General features: G+C 64.1%; 19 protein-coding genes and 2 pseudogenes. 12 read left to right on the plus strand and 9 right to left on the minus strand.

Annotated features, from left to right (window positions below):
• Positions 1-197: 197 nt before the first annotated feature.
• The gene (locus J7573_RS01175; protein ID WP_294324835.1) at positions 198-635 is read left to right on the plus strand and encodes a carboxymuconolactone decarboxylase family protein; all 438 of its coding nucleotides are present in this window, start codon (positions 198-200) and stop codon (positions 633-635) included.
• Positions 636-675: 40 nt separating this feature from the next.
• On the opposite strand, the gene J7573_RS01180 is transcribed toward J7573_RS01175, so the two are convergent.
• The gene (locus tag J7573_RS01180; RefSeq protein WP_294324301.1) at positions 676-1,401 is read right to left on the minus strand and encodes a hypothetical protein; all 726 of its coding nucleotides are present in this window, start codon (positions 1,399-1,401) and stop codon (positions 676-678) included.
• Positions 1,402-1,480: 79 nt separating this feature from the next.
• The gene (locus J7573_RS01185; protein ID WP_294324304.1) at positions 1,481-2,224 is read right to left on the minus strand and encodes a sulfite exporter TauE/SafE family protein; all 744 of its coding nucleotides are present in this window, start codon (positions 2,222-2,224) and stop codon (positions 1,481-1,483) included.
• Between the two features lie 132 nt (positions 2,225-2,356).
• Between J7573_RS01185 and J7573_RS01190 the strand changes: the two genes are divergently transcribed.
• Entirely contained in the window at positions 2,357-2,980 is a 624-nt protein-coding gene (locus tag J7573_RS01190; RefSeq protein WP_294324306.1) for a glutathione S-transferase, read from the plus strand.
• Between the two features lie 18 nt (positions 2,981-2,998).
• Here the strand turns inward: J7573_RS01190 and J7573_RS01195 are convergent, their stop codons facing one another.
• Positions 2,999-3,361 (minus strand): DUF6508 domain-containing protein, encoded by a 363-nt coding sequence (locus tag J7573_RS01195; RefSeq protein ID WP_294324309.1) that lies wholly within the window; start codon positions 3,359-3,361, stop codon positions 2,999-3,001.
• A gap of 65 nt (positions 3,362-3,426) precedes the next feature.
• On the minus strand, positions 3,427-4,596 hold the full coding sequence (locus tag J7573_RS01200) for an MFS transporter (protein WP_294324312.1): 1,170 nt from the start codon (positions 4,594-4,596) through the stop codon (positions 3,427-3,429).
• Positions 4,597-4,690: 94 nt separating this feature from the next.
• On the opposite strand from J7573_RS01200, the gene J7573_RS01205 reads away from it, so the two are divergent.
• Positions 4,691-5,602, plus strand: coding sequence for a LysR family transcriptional regulator (locus J7573_RS01205; protein WP_294324315.1), 912 nt, complete (start codon positions 4,691-4,693; stop codon positions 5,600-5,602).
• Positions 5,603-5,625: 23 nt separating this feature from the next.
• Here J7573_RS01205 and J7573_RS01210 read toward each other — a convergent pair whose 3' ends face one another.
• Positions 5,626-6,246, minus strand: coding sequence for a TetR/AcrR family transcriptional regulator (locus J7573_RS01210; protein ID WP_294324318.1), 621 nt, complete (start codon positions 6,244-6,246; stop codon positions 5,626-5,628).
• Positions 6,247-6,369: 123 nt separating this feature from the next.
• Between J7573_RS01210 and J7573_RS01215 the strand changes: the two genes are divergently transcribed.
• The 6 genes from J7573_RS01215 to J7573_RS01240 all read left to right on the plus strand — a co-directional run bounded on the left by J7573_RS01215 (position 6,370) and on the right by J7573_RS01240 (position 14,345).
• Positions 6,370-8,049 carry an amidohydrolase gene (locus J7573_RS01215; protein WP_294324321.1) on the plus strand — a complete coding sequence of 560 codons (1,680 nt, stop codon included), beginning with the start codon at positions 6,370-6,372 and terminating at the stop codon, positions 8,047-8,049.
• A gap of 27 nt (positions 8,050-8,076) precedes the next feature.
• Positions 8,077-9,234, plus strand: coding sequence for an MFS transporter (locus J7573_RS01220; protein ID WP_294324324.1), 1,158 nt, complete (start codon positions 8,077-8,079; stop codon positions 9,232-9,234).
• 18 nt (positions 9,235-9,252) lie between these two features.
• Entirely contained in the window at positions 9,253-10,230 is a 978-nt protein-coding gene (locus tag J7573_RS01225) for a D-2-hydroxyacid dehydrogenase family protein (RefSeq protein ID WP_294324326.1), read from the plus strand.
• Between the two features lie 71 nt (positions 10,231-10,301).
• The gene (locus J7573_RS01230; RefSeq protein WP_294324330.1) at positions 10,302-10,802 is read left to right on the plus strand and encodes a sigma-70 family RNA polymerase sigma factor; all 501 of its coding nucleotides are present in this window, start codon (positions 10,302-10,304) and stop codon (positions 10,800-10,802) included.
• Between the two features lie 5 nt (positions 10,803-10,807).
• Entirely contained in the window at positions 10,808-11,743 is a 936-nt protein-coding gene (locus tag J7573_RS01235; RefSeq protein ID WP_294324332.1) for a FecR domain-containing protein, read from the plus strand.
• Between the two features lie 112 nt (positions 11,744-11,855).
• Positions 11,856-14,345 carry a TonB-dependent siderophore receptor gene (locus tag J7573_RS01240; RefSeq protein ID WP_294324335.1) on the plus strand — a complete coding sequence of 830 codons (2,490 nt, stop codon included), beginning with the start codon at positions 11,856-11,858 and terminating at the stop codon, positions 14,343-14,345.
• A 44-nt stretch (positions 14,346-14,389) separates the two neighbouring features.
• Here the strand turns inward: J7573_RS01240 and J7573_RS01245 are convergent, their stop codons facing one another.
• Both J7573_RS01245 and J7573_RS01250 read right to left on the minus strand, forming a co-directional pair.
• Positions 14,390-15,178 carry a formate/nitrite transporter family protein gene (locus tag J7573_RS01245; protein ID WP_294324338.1) on the minus strand — a complete coding sequence of 263 codons (789 nt, stop codon included), beginning with the start codon at positions 15,176-15,178 and terminating at the stop codon, positions 14,390-14,392.
• A gap of 343 nt (positions 15,179-15,521) precedes the next feature.
• Positions 15,522-16,456 (minus strand): annotated as a pseudogene (locus tag J7573_RS01250) (NAD(P)/FAD-dependent oxidoreductase).
• A 91-nt stretch (positions 16,457-16,547) separates the two neighbouring features.
• Between J7573_RS01250 and J7573_RS01255 the strand changes: the two are divergent.
• Positions 16,548-16,976: an Rrf2 family transcriptional regulator gene (locus tag J7573_RS01255; RefSeq protein ID WP_294324341.1), complete on the plus strand. Its 429-nt coding sequence runs from the start codon at positions 16,548-16,550 to the stop codon at positions 16,974-16,976.
• 31 nt (positions 16,977-17,007) lie between these two features.
• Here J7573_RS01255 and J7573_RS01260 read toward each other — a convergent pair whose 3' ends face one another.
• A complete protein-coding gene (locus J7573_RS01260; protein ID WP_294324344.1) occupies positions 17,008-18,645 on the minus strand; it encodes a SulP family inorganic anion transporter in 1,638 nt (545 codons plus the stop codon).
• Between the two features lie 87 nt (positions 18,646-18,732).
• On the minus strand, positions 18,733-20,100 hold the full coding sequence (locus J7573_RS01265; protein ID WP_294324347.1) for a DUF2252 domain-containing protein: 1,368 nt from the start codon (positions 20,098-20,100) through the stop codon (positions 18,733-18,735).
• A gap of 167 nt (positions 20,101-20,267) precedes the next feature.
• On the opposite strand from J7573_RS01265, the gene J7573_RS01270 reads away from it, so the two are divergent.
• Complete coding sequence (locus J7573_RS01270; RefSeq protein ID WP_294324349.1) at positions 20,268-21,284, plus strand: 5'-nucleotidase; 1,017 nt, start codon at positions 20,268-20,270, stop codon at positions 21,282-21,284.
• Between the two features lie 62 nt (positions 21,285-21,346).
• Positions 21,347-21,864 (plus strand): annotated as a pseudogene (locus J7573_RS01275) (AAA family ATPase).

The following is a 21,864-nucleotide window of genomic DNA, read 5'->3' on the forward strand; positions in this document are numbered from 1 at the left end:
ATCGATACTCCCCAGACAAGACCCGGCCATTATCCTGTCCAGGCAGTCAGGGTAGAAATGAAGAGATTGGATGCAGGTCAGTGGCCACCTTAATGGCCCGATTGGCCTCCCGGCAAAGCGCACGATTGGCTATCGGGCCAATGGATGGCGGGCGCTAAGGTAGCGCCATGTCCACCACGCCTTCCCTGGAGCACAGCATGCACAACCGTATCGAATGGGCCAAACACTCGCCGGAAGCCTACAAGGCCATGGTCGGCCTGGAGCAGGCCCTGGCCAAGAGTGGCCTGGAAAACTCACTGCTGGAGCTGGTGCGCCTGCGGGCTTCGCAAATCAACGGCTGCGCCTACTGCGTGAACATGCATGCCAATGATGCGCGCAAGGCCGGCGAGACCGAGGCGCGCTTGCAGACCCTGTGCGTCTGGCAGGAAACCAATTACTTCACTCCGCGTGAGCGTGCCGCACTGGCCTGGGTGGAGTGCCTGACCCGGCTGCCCGAGCGGGGCGCCCCGCAAGCGGAATATGAAGCGCTGCAGCAGCACTTCGAGCCGGCCGAGTTGGCCAACCTGACCTTGGCCATCGCCACCATCAATGCCTGGAACCGCTTTGGCGTAGGGTTTGCCATGGTTCCGGCCTGAGTACTCCTGCACCGGCCTCTTCGCGGCGGTGCAGGTGTAATCAGGCGAGGGTGCGTCGCCGGGCCAGGCAGGCGTACCCCATGCCCAGCACGCCGAGCAGCAACACCCCCAGCAGCCCCACCAGCTCGCTGCTGTAGCGTGCCACCAGCGCCGGGAACCCGGTGAACTCGCGGTAGACCCGCACATCCGCCGCGCCACCGGCAAAACTGACACCGACGCCGCCCTGGCGAATCTGCGAATAGTCAGCATCGAAATACACCCAGACCTTGCATGCCCCGCCCTTCTCGATGGCCGGTATCTCCACCTGCGCCGTCGCCGCTTCATAAAGCGTGTCGTTGCCCGCCGCATCACGCACCTGCACCAGGCCCTTGGCTGGCAGGCGGATCTTCACCTCACGCACGTCGCTGTCGCCACGGTTGTGCAGGTCGATCAGCAAGCCGGTGCGGTGATCGACCAACCCGGCTTCGAAAGGCTTGGCGAACAGTTGCACATAAGGTGCCTGGACCAGTTCGATCAGCTTGTCGACCTGGTATGGGTTCAATGCACCGTCGCCGATGCGGTTGATGCGCGGCTGCAACTGTTCGTACTTGAGCTGCTCGTTGGCCTTGCTGATGCGCTCGCTGAACTGGCTGGGATAGGTGAGGTAGGCGTAGGTCAGGGTCGCCTCGAGCCGTGACTGGCCCTTGAGCAGCACATAGGCCACCAGCAAGACCATCAGGCCAAGCAGCATGGCGACCAGGCGTTTGCCGACTTTGTCCCAACTCAACGGTGCGTTTCCTTCTGTTACGGCACGGAGGATCGATGCGGCGCAAAGGGTGCCAAGTTAAGGGCCGCCAGGCAAGCGCTCAGTGGCTCAACAATGCCGGTAGCGACGCCATCAGCATGGCCACCCCGGAGGTGGTCAGCAGCCCCAGCACCACCCGGCGAAACGCCAGTTCGCTGATCCCCAGGTACAGCCGCGTACCCAGCAGCGCCGGCAGCGCCATGGCCAGCAGCACCACGCCGAACGCCGGCAGCATGTCGCGGGTCACCACCCCGGTGCCGAGGTAGGTGAGCAGGGTCACCAGCAGCATCGACAGGTTGAAGTTCTGGATCACCGCGCGCTGGGTATCGCGCTCGAAGCCGCGCAAGGTACACCACAGTGTAGGCACTGTGCCGGTAAAGCCACCGATTCCGCCCAATGCCCCACCCACCAGGCCCACCGCGCCATCGGCCAGGCGGTTGCCCGGCAGCCGTGGCAAGCGCGGCGCCAGCAGCATCAACGGGCACCACAGCACCAGCAGCGTGCCGAACACAGCCTTGAACCAGAGCATGTCCAGGTACGGCAGCACCCATACTCCCAGCGGGATGCCGGCCAGGCCGCCGAGCACGAACGGCCACAGCAGCGCCCAGCTGAAGCCGCGCCGTACGCTGAACACGGCGATGAGCTGGCCGGCGAGGCTGCCGAACACGGTCAGCGATGCCGCCAGCCGCGGTTCCAGGCCCCAGGCCCAGAACGACATGGCGACCATGCCGAAGGCAAAACCGGAAAGGCCCTGGACGAAACCGGCGACCATGGCGCCGAGGGCGATGAGGTAAAAGGCATCCATGGGGCGATGCAAGCCTGGCTTGAAGGGCGTTCTACCTTGCCAGAGCTGGGGGTGAATGTCTGCTTCAGATCTGGCTTGACCGAAACGCTACCGTCGTCGACGATCAGCGCTCCCCCCATCAAGGACGACTGCATGTTACGGATACTGGGCAGGGCTTCTTCGATCAACGTTCGCAAGGTGCTGTGGGCCTGCGCCGAATTCGACATTCCGTTCGAGCGTGAAGACTGGGGCAGCGGCTTTCAGCCCACCGACGCGCCTGAATTCCTCGCGCTCAACCCCAACGCCATGGTCCCGGTAATCCAGGACGGCGACTTCACGCTGTGGGAATCCAACAGCATCATCCGCTATCTGGCGAACCGTTACGGCGATGCGGCCATCTACCCTGGCGAAGCGCAGGCACGAGCACGCATCGATCAGTGGATCGACTGGCAGGCCTCGGACCTGAACCGGGCGTGGAGCTACCCGTTCATGTCACGGGTGCGCCACTCGCCCGCGCATCAGGATGCCCAGGCACTGGCTGCGGGATGCGCAGAGTGGGCACGCTACATGGGCATTCTCGACCGGCAACTGGCCGCGACTGGCGCGTTCGTGGCCGGCGAGCGCTTTACCCTGGCCGACATCCCCATCGGCCTGTCGGTGCAGCGCTGGTTCGCCACACCGATAGACCACCCCCGGTTAACTGCCGTTAGCGCCTATTACGAGCGCCTCAGCCAGCGCTCGGGGTACCTAGCCCACGGTCGCAACGGCCTGCCTTGACGGCTGATTTGCGTGCCCTCAGGCAAACGCGGCCAAGCGGGTGAGGATGCGCAGCACGTGGCCCTTTTCGATCATTGCCGCCCAGTGGCCGTCACAGAAGCGTTCACCGCGCACGCAGTAGGTCAGCAAGCTCTGGAGTTGGGGCAAGGTGGCTTGGGCGATGGTGTCGGGGGCGCTGAGCAGGTTGTCGGCGTTGGGCCGGTAGTTGATGTCGGTCCAGCAGTCCCTGCCGGCCTCTTCATAAAAGTCACTGACCACTGTTTCATAGTCGGGCCAACGGCTGCCCTCCTTGAGGGTGTAAGTCTTGATCGCCACAGCATTGGGGTAGAGCCGGGATTGGTATGAGAGCAGGGCTTCGATATCGGCCTGGGTGGGGTGCATGGTGATGTCCTTATCGGGGCTGGGCCAGTCTACAGAAAGGGGGCTGCCTTGCAGCCCACTGTCAGTTATACCGCCGCCTGCTGCACCGGCACCAGCGGCCGCGTCCGCCAGGCGATGGTCAGCACCAGCCCCAGCACCGCCATCCCTGCCCCGGCATACGACACCGCCGGATACCCCAACCCCGCATTGATCACTGCGCCACCCAGCGCCGCGCCAATCGCGTTGCCCAGGTTGAACGCGCCGATGTTCACCGCCGACGCCAGGTTCGGCGCGTCCTTGGCAGCTTCCATCACGCGCATCTGCAGCGGTGGTACCAGGGCGAAGCTGGCGATGCCCCACACCAGGATCGCCACCGCGGTCGGCAGCGACCAGCCCAAGGTGGCCGGGAACACCAGCAGCACAGCGATCAGCACCGCCAGCGACACCATCAAGGTTCGCTCGATCGAGCGATCCGCCGCCTTGCCACCCCACATGTTGCCCAAGGTCAAACCGATGCCGAACAGCACCAGCATGGCCGTGATGAAGGTCGTCGACGCCTGTGCCTGGGCGTGCAGGATCGGCGCGATGTAGGTGAACACGGTGAACATCGCGCTGGAGCCGACCACGGTCAGCGCCAGCGCCGACAATACCGGCCCTCGGCCGAGCACACGGATCTCGGCCATGGCACCACCACTTTTCGGCAGCGGCAGGTTGGGCAGCGCGAACCACAGCGAGACCATCGCGACCAGGCCCAGGCCGGCAATACCCCAGAATGCCGTGCGCCAGCCCAGCAGCTCACCGAACCAGGTAGCCAGCGGCACGCCGCCGATGGTCGCCAGGGTCAACCCCATGAACATCGCCGCTACCGCGCCAGCCCGCTTCTCGGGTGGCACCACGCTGGCCGCGACCACCGAGCCGACACCAAAGAACGCACCATGGTTAAGCGAGGTGACGATGCGTGCGACCATCAGGCTTTGATAATCGGTCGCCATCGCCGACATCAGGTTGCCCAGGGTGAAGATCGCCATCAGCCCGATCAGCAGGTAGCGCCGCGGGATCTTGCCGGTGGCCAGGGTCATCAGTGGCGCGCCGAGCAGCACGCCGACCGCGTAGGCGCTGACCAGCAGCCCGGCGGCGGGGATGGACACGCCGAGGTCAGCGGCAATGCTGGGCAGCATGCCCATGGGGGCGAACTCGGTGACACCGATGCCAAAGGCACCGATGGCGAGTGCCACGAGAGGGGGATTGATACGCATACAAGGCTCCTTATCTATGACGGGAATGCTACGATCAAGCTTTTGAATGCACTAGACCGGTTTTTCGGCAATCACCTTTGCGCTGGAGGCACAGATGGACTACCACGGGCGATCCGGGGAGATGGAGGTGTTTGCCAGGGTGGTGGATGAAGGCAGCCTGTCCGCCGCCGCACGCGTGCTGGGCCTGACGCCGTCGGCGGTGAGCCGCATCATTGCCCGCGCCGAACAACGCCTGGGCACGCGCCTGCTGCTGCGCACCACCCGGGCGATCACCCTCACCACCGAAGGCGAGGCGTACCTGCGCGGGGCGCGGCGCATCCTTGCGGACCTGCTCGAAGTCGAAGAGGCGATCACTGACCAGGGCGTGCCGCGCGGGCGGTTACGGGTCAGCGCGGCGCTGGGGCATGGGCGACTGACGGTGGTGCCGTTGCTGACCGCATTCAGCGCCCGTTACCCACAGGTGGTGATCGACCTGACGCTGAGTGACGAAATCGCCGATATCCATGGCGGCCAGGCCGATGTGGCGCTGCGCTTTGGCCCGCTGCCGGACAGCTCGCTGAGCGCACGCTGTATCGGCCATACCGGCCAGGTGGTGGTGGCTTCGCCTGAATACCTGGCACGCTGTGGCACGCCGCAGGTGCCGGAGGACCTGGCACAGCACAACTGCCTGCGCTTCAACTTCCGGCGGGCAGCACCGGACTGGCCGTTTCGCCTGGCGGGGGAAGATTTTTCACTGAAGGTGACGGGGAACATCGAGTGCAGCAGTGGCGAGGCGCTGGCACAACTGGCCAGGCTGGGGGCGGGCATTGCGCGGATCGGGACCTTCACCGTAGCCGATGAGCTGAAAAACGGTCAACTGCTGGCGCTGCTGGAGGAATACAACCCGGGCGACCGCGAGCCGCTGCATGCGGTGTTCGTCGGCGGGCCGGCGATGCCGGCGCGGGTGCGGGTGTTTGTGGATTTTCTGGTGGAGCATCATCAGGGCTGGCCCCTGAATCAGACCTGACACAAGGCCTTCCCGCTGGTTGCTTAACCCTGCATACCCGCCAGCAAGAAGCCCATGAACCGGCGCACATCCTCGCGGTGTACCGCCAGGTCCAGCGGTTCGCCACTGCACAGGCGCAGCAGCTGCAAGTGCCCGTAGTCGTTGATCAGAAACGCGGCATAGCCCACATCGAGGTCGGCGCGCAGCTTGCCGCTGTCGCACAGGTCCTGGAGCAGGTGCTTGAGTTCCTCGACCAGCGCGTCGTTGACCCGCTTGTAGGCTTCGGGCACATCACGCTGCTTGCTACCCAGCAAGGGCAGCAACGGCGGCAGAATCTCGCGCCACAGCGGCGCTGGAAGCACCTCGAAGGCGTAATCGGTCAGTTGCGCTTCGTAGAAGCACAACGCATCCAGCGCCTGGTCGAATTCCGCCAGGCGCCTGCGCGCCTCCGCTACCGCGCGGTGGTCGGCCTCGCGCAGCTTCTCCAGCAGGATCTCCTGCTTGCTGCCGAAATAGGCGAACACCGTGGGTACCGACACCGCCGCCAGGCGGGCGATCTGCTCCATGGTGGTGGTCTGGAAGCCCTGGCTCTCGAACAGGCCCAGCGCCGTACGGCTGATCGTCTCCCGGCGCAGCGCCTTCTGCTGCTCGCGCAATCCGCTCACTTCGCAACCCTTTGTCAAAACCGGTGGCCAGCATACAGCAAAGCCAATCCGCAAAAATATTTTATTGACTAAAACTTTTTATCGACACAAAACTAGCGCGGCATTTTGCCCCAGGGAGCCGCCATGACCACCACCGCCGATCTCATCATTCACAATGCCCGCATCTACACCGTCGACCCGCACCGCCCATGGGCCAGCGCCGTGGCCGTGCAGGGCGAGCGCATCCTCTGCGTTGGCGACCACGCCAGCGTCATGGCCCATGCCGGCCCCACCACGCGTTTGCTGGACGCCGCCGGCAAGCTGGTGCTGCCGGGTTTCGTCGAATCGCACTGGCACTTCTCCAGCACCGCCTTTGCGTTCCAGGCACTGATCAACCATGAAGACCCGCACGAAGTGCTGGCCATGCTCAAGCGCTACGTGGCGGCCAACCCCGGCGAGAAAGCCATCACCGGCATGGGCTGGATCCAGCCGCTGATGCCGGCCGAGATGCTGCGCCGCGAAGTGCTCGATGACATCTGCCCGGACAAACCGGTGTGCCTGCTGTCCACCGACTACCACACCATGTGGGTCAACACCTACGCGCTCAAGGCGGCCGGCATCGACCGCGATACCCCGGCCGTGGAAGAAGGCGCCAGCTGGTTCGAAAAGGACCCGGTCACCGGCGAGCCCACTGGCGTGATCATCGACTGCGCGGCCTACTCGCTGCTGATGCAGCGCCTGAGCGAAGCCGGCTACCTGCCGACCGGCATCGACCTGTACCTGCGCTCGATCCCGTTCTGGCAAGAAAAGCTGGTCGCTGCCGGCATCACCACGGTGTTCGACGCCGGTTTCCTCGACCCGGCCGGCGACCAGACCTTGCTGTACGAAACCCTGCAGCAGCTGGAACGCGAAGAGCGCCTGAAACTGCGCGTGGTCGGCAGCTACATCAACATGGGCACCGAGGATGACCCGGTGAGCATCCTGCAAGGCATGCGCAGGCGCTATGACTCGCCGCTGGTGAAGGCGCAAACCTTGAAGCTGATGCTCGACGGCACTGAGCTCAACCACACCGCGTTCCTGCTCGAACCCTACTGCGACAAGCCGCACTGCGGCTCGACGACCATGCCGGAAGCCGTATTCGAGCACCACGTCCGCCAGGCCGATGCCGCCGGTATCGATGTGATGGTGCACGCCGTGGGCGATGCCGCCGTGCGCATGGCGCTGGACGTGTTCGAGCGGACCAACGCCCGCAATCCGCCGCGTGACCGTCGCCATGTGATCACCCACGCCTTCCTTACCCACCCCGACGACATCCCGCGCTTTCGCCGCATCGGCGTCATGGCCAACACCCAGCTGCAATGGGGTGTGGTCGATGCCTACGCCGAGGCGATCCAGCAGTCGTATGGCTTCAAGCGCTGGGCTTCGATGTACAAGTTCCGCACCTTCATCGACCAGGGCGTGACCGTGTCGATCGGCATGGACGGCCTGGTCTGCCAGTGCCGCTGCCAGCACAAACCGGTGGAACACATCGAGTCGGGCCACACCCGCCAGCTCAGCGGCGAGCCGAATGCGCCGGTGATGCCCGATGCCGACGAACGCCTGAGCATCCCGCAACTGATTGCGGCCTACACCCTCAATGGCGCCTACCAGCTGGGGCTGGAAAAGGAGATTGGCTCGATCACTGCCGGCAAGCGCGCCGACATCATCATCCTCGAACAGGACCTGTTCGAGCTTGATCGCTATGAGATCGGCAAGACCGATGTGGCGCTGACCGTGATGAACGGCCGCATCACCCATGACGCAGGCACCCTCCCCCACGCCTGAACCTGAAGCGCCACCCGGGAAACTCCAATGCACAACAATAAGAACAACCTGCTTTTGCGTGCCGCCCTGATCTACATCGCCGCCACGGCGCTGATCATCATTGGCGTGCAACCGATCTTCATCGGCCTGGTGGCCGAACGGTTGAACCTGGACCTGAGCCAGCAAGGCTGGATCCTGTCCAGCGAAATGACCGGGACCTTGCTCGGCAGCCTGCTACTGCCGCTGCTGGGCCGGCACTTCGGTGGCCGTGGCCTGTACCTGGCGGGCGCGTTCGCCGCCCTGGCGCTCAATGTGCTCAGTGCGACGCTGGACTCACTGACCACGCTGGTGCTGTGCCGCCTGGCCTGCGGCATCGCCACCGGCGTGCTGTATGCCGGTGCGATCAGCGGGCTGGGGCGGCTGCCGGGGCAGGATCGCTCGTATGGTTTGTCGCTGCTGATCCAGACCGCCGTGTTCGCCCTGTACGCCACCTGCATGCCGCAGCTGGCCGAGGTGTTCGGCAACCGTGGCGCCGTGGCAAGCATCGGCTTCTGGTTCGTGTTGATCGCCCTGGTGGCGCTGGCCATTCCCCGACGCTTGCACCGCGAGGCGCCGGTACCCGTGCCCCAGAGCGGCGACGGTTGTGCCACCCTGGGGCGGTATGCCCTGTTGGGGATGCTGTGCCTGCAACTGGCGATCTATTGCATCTGGGGCTTTGTCGACCAACTGGCCCGCGAGCGCGGCATCAGCCCGGTGGACGTGGGCTGGGCGTTCGGTCTGGGCATTCTCGGCGGCTTGCCCGGCGGGGCCTTGCCCAGCGTGCTGGGCGCACGGGTGAGGCGTGGGCCGATGATCGGCTTCGGCTCGCTGCTGGTGCTGCTGTCGATCGCGCTGCTGGCGCGCCATGCACAGGATGCCGAGCAGTTGTGCGTGGCGCTGTTCCTGATGAACGTTGGCTGGGTGCTGGCGCTGACCTACTACATGGGCGCGATTGCCAGCAACGACCCGCGCGGGACGTTGACGCCGTGGGTGAGTATCCTGCAGGTGACGGCGGCGGCGCTGGCGCCGGCGTTCGTGGCCTTGCAACAACAGAGCGCCGGACACGAAGCGATCTTTGTCAGTGCCGGGGTGGCGGTGGTGCTGGGGGTTGTGCTCAAGTGTATGGCCGGGGTATTGCCACGCCGTGCCACCCCCTTCCCACAGTGACCGCCAGGATTGATCGACATGCGCATTGCCATTCCCGATGACTACCAGGATGTAATCCGCTCACTCGACTGCTTCAAGCGCCTGGCCGGGCATGAAGTGAGCGTGTTTCACGACAGGCAGCCCGCCTCGCTGGACGAACTGGCCACCCGCTTCGCCGACGCCGACGCCCTGGTCCTCACCCGCGAACGCACGCGCATCGATGCTGCCCTGCTCGACCGGCTGCCGAACCTCAAGCTGATCAGCCAGACCGGCAAGGTCGCTGGCCACCTGGACCTGGAAGCCTGCACGGCCCGCGGCATCTTCGTGACCGAAGGCCGCGGCTCGCCAGTGGCACCGGCCGAGCTTGCCTGGACGCTGATCCTCAACGCCCGCCGCCAGCTGGTACCGGCGATCGAAGCCTTCAAGCAAGGCCATTGGCAGGTCAACCTGGGCCAGGCGGTGGCCGGCCAGGTACTGGGGATCTGGGGCTACGGCAAGATCGGCCAGCGCCTGGCGCGCTATGCCCAGGCATTCGACATGCCAGTACTGGTATGGGGCAGCGACGGCAGCCGGGCAGCGGCCGAGGCGGATGGGCACCGGGCGGCGACATCACGCAAGGCGTTCTTTGCCGAAGCGGATATCGTCAGCCTTAACCTGCGGCTGTCAGATACCACACGCCATGGAGTGACCTTCGACGACTTGTCGCGGATGAAACCTGATGCCCTGCTGGTGAATGTCAGCCGCGCCGAGCTGATTGCACCCGGGGCCCTGCTGCAGGCACTCGACGCCGGCAGGCCGGGCTTCGCCGCAGTGGATGTATTCGAACAGGAGCCGGTACTCGAGCCGAACCACCCCCTGCTCACGCACCCGCGGGTGCTGAGCACGCCGCACCTGGGCTATGTGGAAAAGAACGGCTATGAGCTGTACTTCGGCGATGCCTTCGACAATGTGCTGGCATTTTCCGAAGGGGCGCCGAAGAACGTCGCCAACCCGCAAGCGTTGAAAGCAACCCGCTGACAGCACTTGCAATTGCAGACCTGCGCCGCAACAATGCGAACAATTCCCAGTTAGATTATGGATTGGTCTCTATGTCGGCGCTCGATGACGCAGCTATTCATCGGCTGTACAGCGAAAACTGCGGCTGGCTGAAGCACTGGCTGCGCATGCGCCTGGGCAATGCCGCCGATGCGGCCGACCTGGCCCAAGACACCTTCCTGCGGGTAATGACGGCGCGCAGCCAACTGCCGATCCGTGAGCCGCGCAGCTACCTCAGCGCCATCGCCCGCTCGCTGCTGATCGACAAGGTGCGCCGCCGCGCCATCGAGCAAGCCTACCTGCAAGCGCTGGCGTTGCGCCCGGAACCTGTCGAGGTATCACCGGAAATCCGCCTTTCCATCATCGAAATGCTGGTCGCGATCGACAGCCTGCTCGACGAGCTGGGGGCGCGCACCCGCGATATCTTCCTTGCCGTGCAACTGGAGGGGCTGACCTATGCGGCTGCGGCGGAACGCTTCGAGGTGTCGGTGACCACGGTGAAAAACCATCTGGTCCGCGCCATGACCCGCTGCCTGCTGCTGGTCGAGGCCTGACCCCTTTGGAGCTCAAGACCCTCGAAGCCGCCGCCACCTGGTATGTACAACTCAACGACGGTGCCAACGACGTTGCCCGCACCCACGCCTGGCGCCAGTGGCTGGAAGCCAGCCCGGAGCATGCCGCGGCCTGGGCGCGGGTGGAGAAGCTCCAGCAACAGTGGGCACGGGTGCCTGCACAGGCAGCGCTGAAAGGCCTCGGTGCCGCCCAGGCGCAGCGCCGCGACGTGCTGAAAGTGCTGGGCCTGCTGCTGACCATGGGCGGCGGCAGCTGGCTGGCCGCCGATCAGCTGCCTTATCGCGCCCTGCTCGCCCAGCAGCGCACCGGCACTGGCGAACGGCGTTCGATGCAACTGGAAGACGGCTCGCACCTGGAGTTGAACGTCGACACCGCACTCGACGTTCGCCTTGACCAGCATCTGCGAACGATCCAACTGTACGGTGGCGAGATGCTGCTCAGGGTCACCCATGACCCTCGGCAGCGGCCCTTCATCGTGCATACCGATGACGGCAGCATCGTTGCCCGGGAAGCTGAATTCAGCGTGCGCAAGCTGCCGGGGCAAACCCGCGTCGGCGTACTGCAGGCTGCTGTCGAGGTGCGGCCGCAGCACCACCTCGAGCGCCTGCTGCAGCTGCACGCCGGGCAACAGGCCAGCTTCGACCAGAACCACATCAGCCCCGCCCTGCCCCTGCCCGCCGACTCGACCGCCTGGCAGCACGGCATGCTCAGCGTCAACGACTGGCGCCTGGCTGACTTCATCGAGGAACTGGGGCGCTACCGGCCCGGGGTGCTGCGCTGTGCCGCGTCGATACGCTCGCTGAGCATCTCTGGGGCATTTCGCATCGACGATACCGACATTGCCCTGGCCAACCTCGACCAGACCCTGCCCGTACGGGTGCGTTACCTGAGCCGTTACTGGGTCAGTGTGGAACCCGCCTGAATCGCCTGTGGAAAAAACTTCACTGCGAACCTTGCTGATTTCGATTCTCGTCCGTCCCTGACACAAGCCGCGACGACAGCGACTTTCTGCCATGACACGGAAGGATCACGCAATGCCCCATGTTCACCCCACCCCAACCAGCACATTGAGCCACGCCGTACGCCGGGTGGTGCTCGGCCTGACCCTTGCCAGCGCCCCCGGTCTGCTGCTGATGCCCGGCAATGCCTTGGCCCAGAGCCAGACCACCTACCATGTGCCCGCCGGGCCGCTGGGCAACGCAATCACCCAGTTCGGTGTCCAGGCCGGCGTGACCATTTCGTTCGATACCGAACAGGCCCGTCACCTGACCAGCAATGGCCTGGAGGGCAGCTACAGCATCGACGAAGGCCTGGCCCGTCTGCTCGGCAACAGCGGCCTGCAGGCCCGGCGCCTGGGCAATGGCGGCTATGTCCTGGTGCCGGCCAGCGATGACGCGGCGATGGAACTGGGGCCCTTGAACATCGATGCCAACCGGCTCGATGCAACCAGCGAAGGCACCCAGTCGTACACCGCCCGCGCGGTGACCATTGGCAAAGGCGTGCACACGCTGAAGGAAACGCCACAGTCGGTCACGGTAATGACCCGCAAGATGCTCGACGACCAGAACCTCAACACCCTCGAACAGGTACTGGACAAGACCCCGGGCATCACCGTGTACGACTCGCCCATGGGCGGCAAGTACTTCTACTCGCGTGGCTTCAACCTCGACGGCCAGTACCAGTACGACGGTGTGCCGCTGGACGTGGGTGGCAACTACGTGCAGGCCAACAGCTTCTCCAGCGACATGGCGTTCTATGACCGGGTGGAAGTGCTCAAGGGGGCGGCCGGCATGATGAAAGGCTCCGGCTCATCGGCCGGCGGCGTGAACTTCGTGCGCAAGCGCGGCCAGGACAAGGCCACCACCCAACTGACCCTGTCCGCCGGTACCTGGGACAACTACCGCAGCCAGGTGGACGTGGGCGGCCCGCTGAACGACTCGGGCACCGTGCGCGGCCGCGCCGTGGCCGCCGTGCAGGACCGCCAGTACTTCTACGACCATGCCGACCGCCAGGACCAGGTGTACTACGGCGCCCTCGACTGGGATGTGACGCCCGACACCACCTTGGGCGTAGGCCTGGCCTATGAAGATGTCGATGCCTCGCCCTGCTACCATGGCCTGCCGCGTTACGCCGACGGCAGCGACCTCAAGCTGTCGCGCTCCACCTGCCTGGGTGCCAGCTGGAACAGCCAGCAAAGCCAGCGTGTCACCGGCTTCGCCGACCTCAAGCATTATTTCAACGACGACTGGACCCTGAACTTCGCCTCGGTCTACACCCATAACGACCAGGACATCGAGTACGGCTACTCCGAAGGTACGGTCCCGGTCGGTGCCACCAGTGCCAGCATGAAACGCTATGCCGGCAACTTCGACTACGACCAGACCGACTACGGCTTCGATAGCTATGTCGATGGCAAATTCGACGCCTTCGGCCTGCAGCACGAAGTGATCATCGGTGCCAATGCCAGCCGCCAGAAAACCCACGACTACTTCGCCCTGATGTCGCTGAGCGGCAGCCAGAACCCCTTCGATCCGTCGGCGAACTTCCCCCACCCGTCCTCGGCAGACTATCTGGTCAACCCGATCCGCGGTGGCAGCGAGCCGACCGACTCCACCACCACCCAATACGGCACCTACGCCAACCTGCGCCTGAAGCTGGCAGAGCCGTTGACCTTGGTGCTCGGTGCGCGGGTGAGCTGGTACCGCAACAAGAGCGACTCCTACACTCAGGCCTACGATTACTGGGTGCACAATCGCAGCGAGGAAAACGGCCAGGTCACGCCGTTCGCCGCCGTGCTCTACGACCTCAACCCGCAATGGACCGCCTACGCCAGCTATTCCGACATCTTCCAGCCGCAGAGCAACCTGGTGGATGCCCAGGGCCAGGCCTTGCAGCCGAAGACCGGCGCCAACTACGAAATCGGCATCAAGGGTGAACTGCTCGATGGCGCACTGAACACTGCGTTCAACCTGTTCCGCACTGTCGAAGATCACCGCGCCGAAACCGATTACGCCGACACCTGCCTGGGCTCGGGTGACGGCTATTGCTACACCGACAGCGGCAAGGTCCGCGCCCAGGGCTTCGAGGCCGAGATCAGCGGCGCGCCGATCGAACGCCTGCAACTGCTCGCCGGGTATACCTACACCCAGACCAAGTACCTGAAAACCATCAACGACACCGACCCGACCGAGCTGACCTTTACCTCCAGCTTCATACCGCGGCACATGCTCAAGGTCTGGGGTGACTACCAGCTCGACGGCGCACTGGAACGCTGGACGCTGGGCGCGGGGCTGAACAGCCAGAGCGAGAACTTCCGCAAGACCGGCAGCACCAAGGTGGCCCAGCCGGGCTACACCCTGTGGAACGGCCGCGTGCAGTACCGCATCGACCCGCACTGGACCGTTGCACTCAACGGCAACAACCTGTTCGACAAGAAGTACTACGCCACCATTGGCGCGCCAGCATGGGGCAACTTCTATGGCGAACCGCGCAACTTCATGGTGACGCTGCAAGGGTCATTCTGAGCCCCCGCGAACAACAGCCTATGTGCAGGAGCGATACGCCGCAGTTACTGCGCCGTCATCTGCTCCTGGGCTGGAACGCCGAACGACACGTAGTACGCCAGGCCGACGAAGATCGCCCCGCCCACCGCATTGCCGAGGAACACCGCGGCCAGGTTCTCGATCAGCGCGCCCCAGCTCAGGTAACCGGCGAAGATCGCCGCCGGGATCAGGAACATGTTGGCCACCACGTGCTGGAAGCCGATGGCGACGAAGGCCATGATCGGGAACCAGATACCGAGGATCTTGCCGCTCATCTCACGGCTGGCAAAGGCCAGCCACACCGCCAGGCACACCAGCCAGTTGCAGCCGATGCCGGAGACGAAGGCATGGACGAAGTCGGCGCTGGCCTTGCTGGTGGCGGCTGCAACGGTCTTGTCCAGGTAGGCGCCCTCGGTCAGGCCGAGCAGGTGGCCGAAGAAGTACGCCACGAACAGTGCACCCAGCAGGTTGGCCAAGGTCACCAGCAGCCAGTTGCGCGCCACGGCGACCGGGCGAATGCGCCCGGCGAACATGGCCAGCGGCAGGCTCATCATGTTGCCGGTGAGCAGCTCGCCCCCGGCCAGGATCACCAGGATCAGGCCAATCGGGAACACCGCAGCGCCCAGCAGGTTGCCCAGCGAAGCCCATTGCCCGGGGATCATCGCGCTGACATGGATGGACAGGATGAAGCCCATCGAGATGAAGCCGCCGGCGAGAAAGCCGAGGATGAGCAACGCGCGGGTAGGCAATAGGGCTTTCTTGGCACCGGCTTCGATGACGAGCTCGGTGATCCGGGAGGGGGCATTGACAGACATTTCAGAAACTCGAACGCAGGGACAACAGCCACGCCCAGAGGCATGCCGGAAGTCAGGAATTTACGGGTTGCGGGATAATGCGGGGGTGGTTCAGGGGGAAGGCAAAACGGGTGGTCTCTGGGGCTACAACGAAGAGCCGCGCACGTTACTGAGGCAGAATGTCGCAGTCAAATTGATAGGGTGGATGGGTTGATAGATGGGGTCGATGAGGGACTGGCTTGCAACCCTTTAGCATCTGACGCGGCCCCTGTGGGAGCGGGCTCGCCCGCGAACACCGGCGAAGCCGGTGCCATCCACCGCGTCGCATCGTTCGCGGGCACGCCCGCTCCCACATCCAAGCGCGTCAGCGGAAGATCAATGAGTGATGAGCCGCGCCACCGGTTCTGGCGCCCTCGCCCACCGCGATCGCCACATTGCCAGCCGCTACTGCCGCATCGCCACAGGCAAAAACCCCCGGCACACTGGTTTCACGCAGCGCATCGACCTTGATGAACGGCCCCATCGGCCCGTCTTCGAACGCGCAGCCGAGCATCGCCGGCAACGGGCTGGCCATGCGCGTGCGCGGTTGGGTGAACAGCCCCGCCAATTCGACCACGCGGCCGCTGGCAAGGGTCACATTGGGGCGCTCTCCCTCCACGGCTACAACGCCTTCTCGCTCCAGCTGCACACCACGCCGTTGCAGTTGCGCCAGCTGCTCGGCATCGGGTTCGAACACGCCATTGAGAAAGAACGTGGTCGGCCCCCAGTCGGGCAGCATCATGGCGTGATGGATCGCCACCGGCGAAGCTGCCAGCACGCCAATCGGCCCGCCATCGAGCTCGTAGCCATGGCAGTACGGGCAGTGGAACACGCTCTGGCCCCAGCGCTCCGCCAAGCCAGGGATCGCAGGCAACTCATCCACCACACCGGATGCCAGAATCAAGCGTCGCCCACTGAATCGTGCGCCATCTGCTGTGCCCACGACGAATTCGCCGCCCTCCTTCACTGCCGAAACCGCTGACTGGGTCAGCCACTGCACGGTCGGGTAAGCCAGCAACTGGTCACGCGCCTCTTCGGCAATTGCACCGGGGTTACGCCCATCCTGGCCGAGGAAGCCATGGGAGCTGTGGGCGAAACGGTTGCGCCGCACGCCTGCATCAATCACCAGCACCTTGCGGCGCGCCCGCGCCAGCTGCAACCCCGCAGAAACACCGGCATAGCTGCCACCCACAATGATCACGTCGAACATTTGCTCAATCTCCCAGGGCCAAAGACCCGCTCATGGAACTCACGACACAACGTAAGTTACATGAAGGCAATGCGTCAATGGTCTTGTAACCTTTGTTGTTTCGTGTGAGGCTGCCCGGTATCTCCCGAATGCCGATTGCCCATGAGAAACGACACCCGCCTGTCCCGCATGCTGCACGTGCTGATCCACATGGCCCGGCACGACAAACCCGCCACCTCGGAAACCATCGCGCAAATGCTCGGGACCAACCCGGTGGTGGTGCGCAGGACCATGGCCCTGCTCAAGGAGCAAGGCTACGTAAGCTCGGTCAAGGGGCACCGGGGCGGATGGACGCTGGCCAAGCCGCTGGCCGACATCACCTTGCTGGATATCCATGAGGCCCTGGGCGGCGCGTCGATCTTCGCCATCGGGCTGTCGACCGACCACCCGCAGTGCCTGGTGGAACAGGCGGTGAATGCGGCGCTGACCGATGCCTTCGACGCGGCGCAGGCGTTGCTGTTGGAGCGCCTGGGGAGCGTGACCCTGGAGCAGCTGGCGAGTGACTTCGAGGGGCGCTATCAGGCGTTGTAGCCCGCCCGATGGAGAAGTAACGACCGGTAATTCATGCGGGCTCCTGCACATGACGCTCGTAGGCAGCCAGCAGATCATCCAGCTGCGGGAAGATCGCCTGCTCACCCAGCAGTTGCTTGATGTAGTAGCGGGAGTGGTCGGCAACATCCGACATGACATTGACCAGCACCAGGTGCACCCCCTCGGCCTTCAACGTGGCCGCCAGGCTGCGGATGGTTTCCGCGGCTGAATAGTCGACATCATCGATCGCCGAGCAGTCGATACAGAACCAGCGCAAACCGGGCGTTGCCTGCTTCACCAATTGCGTGACTTCTTCACTCAACTGGCGGGCATTGGCGTAGTAGATGCTGTGGGTGAAGCGATAGATGAGCAACCCCGGCCGCGCCTGGGCGCCACTGGACAACACCACTGGTTGCAGCTTCCCGGACTCGGCAGTGGCCAGCAGCACGTTCTTCGGGTGATAACCCCGGCGCAGGTGGTCGATGATGGACAGCAGCATGGCCAGGATGATGCCCTCCTTCACCCCCACCAGCACCACGGTAACGAGGGTTATCAGGGCGACCCAGAATTCATTGCGGCGCTCTCTGTAGATGTTCTTCAGGTGCTTGAAGTCGGTCAGCTCGATACCGATCATGAACACCAGCGCAGCCAGGACGGGCTCCGGCAGATAGGCGAGCGGCGCGGTGAGGAACAGCAGCACCAACAGCACGACCAATGCAGTCACCAGCAACGACAGTTGGCTTCGCCCGCCGGCGCTATCGACCATCTGCGTCTTGGTGGGGCTGCCGTTGACCACGAAGGTGCCCGACAGCGCGGCACCGACGTTGGCGATCGACAAGCCGACCAGGTCGGTGTTTTCACTGAACGACTCGTTGTAGCGGCAGGCATAGGCCCGCGAGGTCGCCGCGCTCTGGGCCAGTATCACCACGAACATGGCAAACGCCGTCGGCAACAATTGGCCGAGCAGGTCCAGGCTCCACTGCACCTTGGGCAAGCCGATGTGCGGAAGCCCGCTGGGCACCGGGCCAAGCACCGGCATGTAAGCGGCAAAGTCGAACAGCCAGCTGAGCGCGATGGCGCCCACCACGGCGATCAGCGCCCCGGGTATCTTGCGCGAGCGTTTGCGGCTTCCGAGGATCACGATCAGCACCAGCACTGCCACGGCGACGGCATGCCAATTGAGCTGGTCCAGCCGCTGCAGCGTTGACCAGAGCTTGCCAGGCACACCATGGCCTGCCGCTGGCAGGCCAAGCATGCCGTCCAACTGGCCGAGGGCGACCTGGAGCCCGACACCGGTGAGAAAGCCGACGAGCACGGTGCGTGACAGAAAGTCCGCCATGAAGCCCAGGCGCACCAGCCGGGCCAGCAGCAACAGGCCGGCAGCCATCAAGGCAAGCAGTTGAGCAAGCGCCAGGTATTCATCCGACCCGGTTGCAGCGATCCCGACCAATGCTGCCGAAAGAATGGCAGCGGTTGCCGAGTCGGCGCCCACCACCAGGTGCCGCGATGAGCCAAAGATGGCGAACAACACCATGGGCACCAGCATGGTGTAGAGGCCGGTGACGACGGGTGTGCCGGAAATCTTCGTGTAGCCCATTACCTCCGGGATTGCGAGTGCGGCCAGGGTGAGGCCTGCGACCACCTCAGCGGGGATCTGCTTCGGGTTCAAGGGCAACAGGCCCTGCAGAATGGGGAGGCGAGAGTTTTTGATTTTGTTGGCGTCGGCCATATTGCGTTCCCGTTGCGGATGCATCCGTCACTTGCCCTCGATCATTGCCTTCACGCGCCCGGCCTTTACTGCCTTGACCAACACCGCGTGGTCATCCCTGGTCTGATCGGCATACAGCTGCGCGAAGTTGCCCAGGGCTTGCTCGAAGGCGTCGTCCTTGCCCAGATAGCCGCTGATCGTTGCTGCATCGCCCGATCGGGCATGGGCTCGCGCCAAGGTCAGGCCGCAGATGGCGGCGTAACGCTCCAGCTGGGTCAAGTCCTCGTCTTCGACCGGCATCGACAGCTTCATGTCACGCAGTTGCCTGACGTAATAGTCGCGACCGCCAGGCCCGCGCATCCAGCCGAGGAAGATATCGCTGGAGGACTGCATCAGGCGCTGCCCCATGACCACGCGCTGGCCATGGTTGTCGTAGCGGCTCCTGGGCGCATGGGGTTCCAGCACCGAGCGGCCAGCCTCCTTCAACTGCAGGATCAGCGGGCTGTTATCGGCAGAGAGCATCAACGCAATGTAGCAACGGGTGCCAACACTGCCGATGCCGACCACCTTCAAGGCCGCGTCGGCCAGCTGGTAGCGGTCGAACAGCACGCGGCGTTCGTCCGCCAGGCTGTTGCGGTACTCGCTCAGGCTCTGCTGCACGGTGCCCAGGAAATCCGCGTCACCAAGATGACGGATGGTGGGTGGCTGGTCGATGATGCGCAGATGGCCAGCAACCTGCTCGGCGATTTTCGGCGAGGCGTAGTCCGATCCACGGTTATGGGCACGCTCGAACAATCGCTCGAGCTGTTTGCGCTCCTTGGCGTTGGGGGTCATCGCCAACAGCGTCTGGGTGTCGAGGCGTGAGTACCAGACTTCCAAGGGCTGCATCTTCGAATAGGCACGCAGGCTCTCACGGTAGGCGCGCGCGCAGACCACAGCCAGGTCGCGCGCATGGGCGGCCGGCGTACTGCGGTCACGGGCAGCCACGACAAAGCTCGTCGCCAGCCGTTTGATGTCCCATTCCCAAGGGGCGGGCAAGGTTTCGTCGAAATCGTTGAGGTCGAAAACCAGGTTGCGCTCAGGGCTGGCGAACAGGCCGAAATTGAGCAAGTGGCAATCGCCACACGCCTGCACGTTGATACCGGAGCGTGGACCCGTGGCAAGGTCCTGGGCCATCAGGGAAGCCGAGCCGCGCAGGAAGGCAAGCGGGCTACGCAACATGCGCCCGTAGCGGATGGGCACCAGCTCCTTCAGGCGGTCGCGGTTGGACGCCTCCAGGATGGCGATGACATCGCGCTGGCTGCCGGGTGACTTCCAGGTGCCGTGTACTTCGAACGGTGTGTGCTGTCTCAGTGCCTTGCCACTGGCCAGGCGCTCCTTGCGGGAAAGAAACGGCGGCGCTGCCGTGTCTGCCATGTCGTTACCTCGCCGACTGCTCGAATCGATTAAGGGTAGACCAGGGATAACAGGGCTCCCTGTATTCGCTTGCTGAAGCATCCAGGATGGCACCGACCGGCCTCCCGAGGTTTGGCCAGCCTGGCTATTTACCGTACATTGACCGACACAGGTTCAGGAATATAGCCATGCCCTACCCCATCGAACAGAAACTCGTCGTCGGCGTCGCCTCCAGCGCTCTGTTCGACCTGACCGTGTCCGACAACATCTATCAGAACGAAGGTGTCGAGGCCTATCGCCTGCACCAGGAAAAGAACCTCGACGTGCCCTTCCCCAAGGGCGTGGCCTTCCCGTTCATCCGCCGCTTCCTGAGCATCAACAAGGCCTTCCCCGAGCAACTGCCGGTGGAAGTGGTGCTGCTTTCGCGCAACTCGCCGGAAACCGGGCTGCGCGTGTTCCGCTCGATCAATCACTACGACCTGGACATCACCCGCGCCGCGTTCATGTCCGGCCGCTCACCCTACGAATACATCCCGGCGTTCAATGCCTCGCTGTTTCTCAGTGCCCATGAAGGCGATGTGCAGCGGGCCATCGATGCCGACTACCCGGCGGGCCTGGTGCTGCCGACGAAGATCTACGATGACGAGATCGACACCGAGTTGCGGGTGGCCTTCGACTTCGATGGCGTGATTGCCGATGACGAGGCGGAGAGCGTCTATAAACAGCGCCTGAACCTGGATGAGTTCCAGGCCCATGAGCGGGACCGCAAGGCCATCCCGCACCAGCCGGGGCCACTGGCGGACCTGTACCGCAAGCTGTCGCTGATTCGCAAACTGGAAGACCGCAAGTTGGCGCAAGACCCCGCGTACAAGCGCATCCTGCGTATCGCGATCGTCACGGCACGCAATGCGCCGGCCCATGAGCGGGTGGTGACGACGCTGAAGAACTGGGGGGTGTCGCCGGATGAGTCGTTCTTCCTTGGCGGGATGGAGAAAGACCGGGTGTTGTCGATTCTAAAGCCGCACATGTTCTTCGATGACCAGCGCAGTCACTTGTTCTCGGCTGCGGGGGATCTGCCGATGGTGCATGTGCCCTTTGGAATAGCGAACAAGGTGCGCACACCGCAACCGGCAAAGCCAGCAACAGTGAACGATGACTCGATTACGCAGGTAAGACCTGAAGACCGATTATCCGGAGAGGCATGACCAATTGTAGGTCTGTGCACACAGGGATAAAATCGACGGTTTGCTTGCGACAGGGAGTCCCCATGCAACGAATCGTCATCCTCGGTAACGGTGGCAGCGGCAAGTCCACCCTCGCCCGCTTGTTGGGCACCTGGACAAGCTGTTCTGGGAGCCCGGCTAGGCCGAGCCGGACGCCGAACAGTTTCGCGACCGTGTACGCGAGGCGGTCGCCGGCGATGCCTGGGTTTGCGAGGGCAACTATGCGCGCCGGACCTTCGACCTGCGCCTGCCACGTGCCGACCTGGTGATCTGGCTCGACACCCCGCGGCTTACCTGCTTTATGCGGGTACTGCTGCGCCTGCTGCGTAACCAGCCTCGCCCGGATCGTGCCGATGGCTGTGAAGAAAAGCTCGACATGGCGTTTCTCAAGTTCGTGTGGACGTTCGACCGTGGTTATCGGCAAGGCATCGAAGCCGTTCGCCAGAAGGCCGGGCCGCAGGTACCGGTGCTGCATTTGCGTGGAAAACGGGAAGTCAGGGCATTTCTCGAAGGCCTACCCGCCGTCGATGGCGACTCGGCATCGATGCTCAACGGCATTTGA

The sequence above is a fragment of the Pseudomonas sp. genome (assembly GCF_017744435.1).
In the GTDB taxonomy this organism is placed as follows: Bacteria; Pseudomonadota; Gammaproteobacteria; order Pseudomonadales; family Pseudomonadaceae; genus Aquipseudomonas.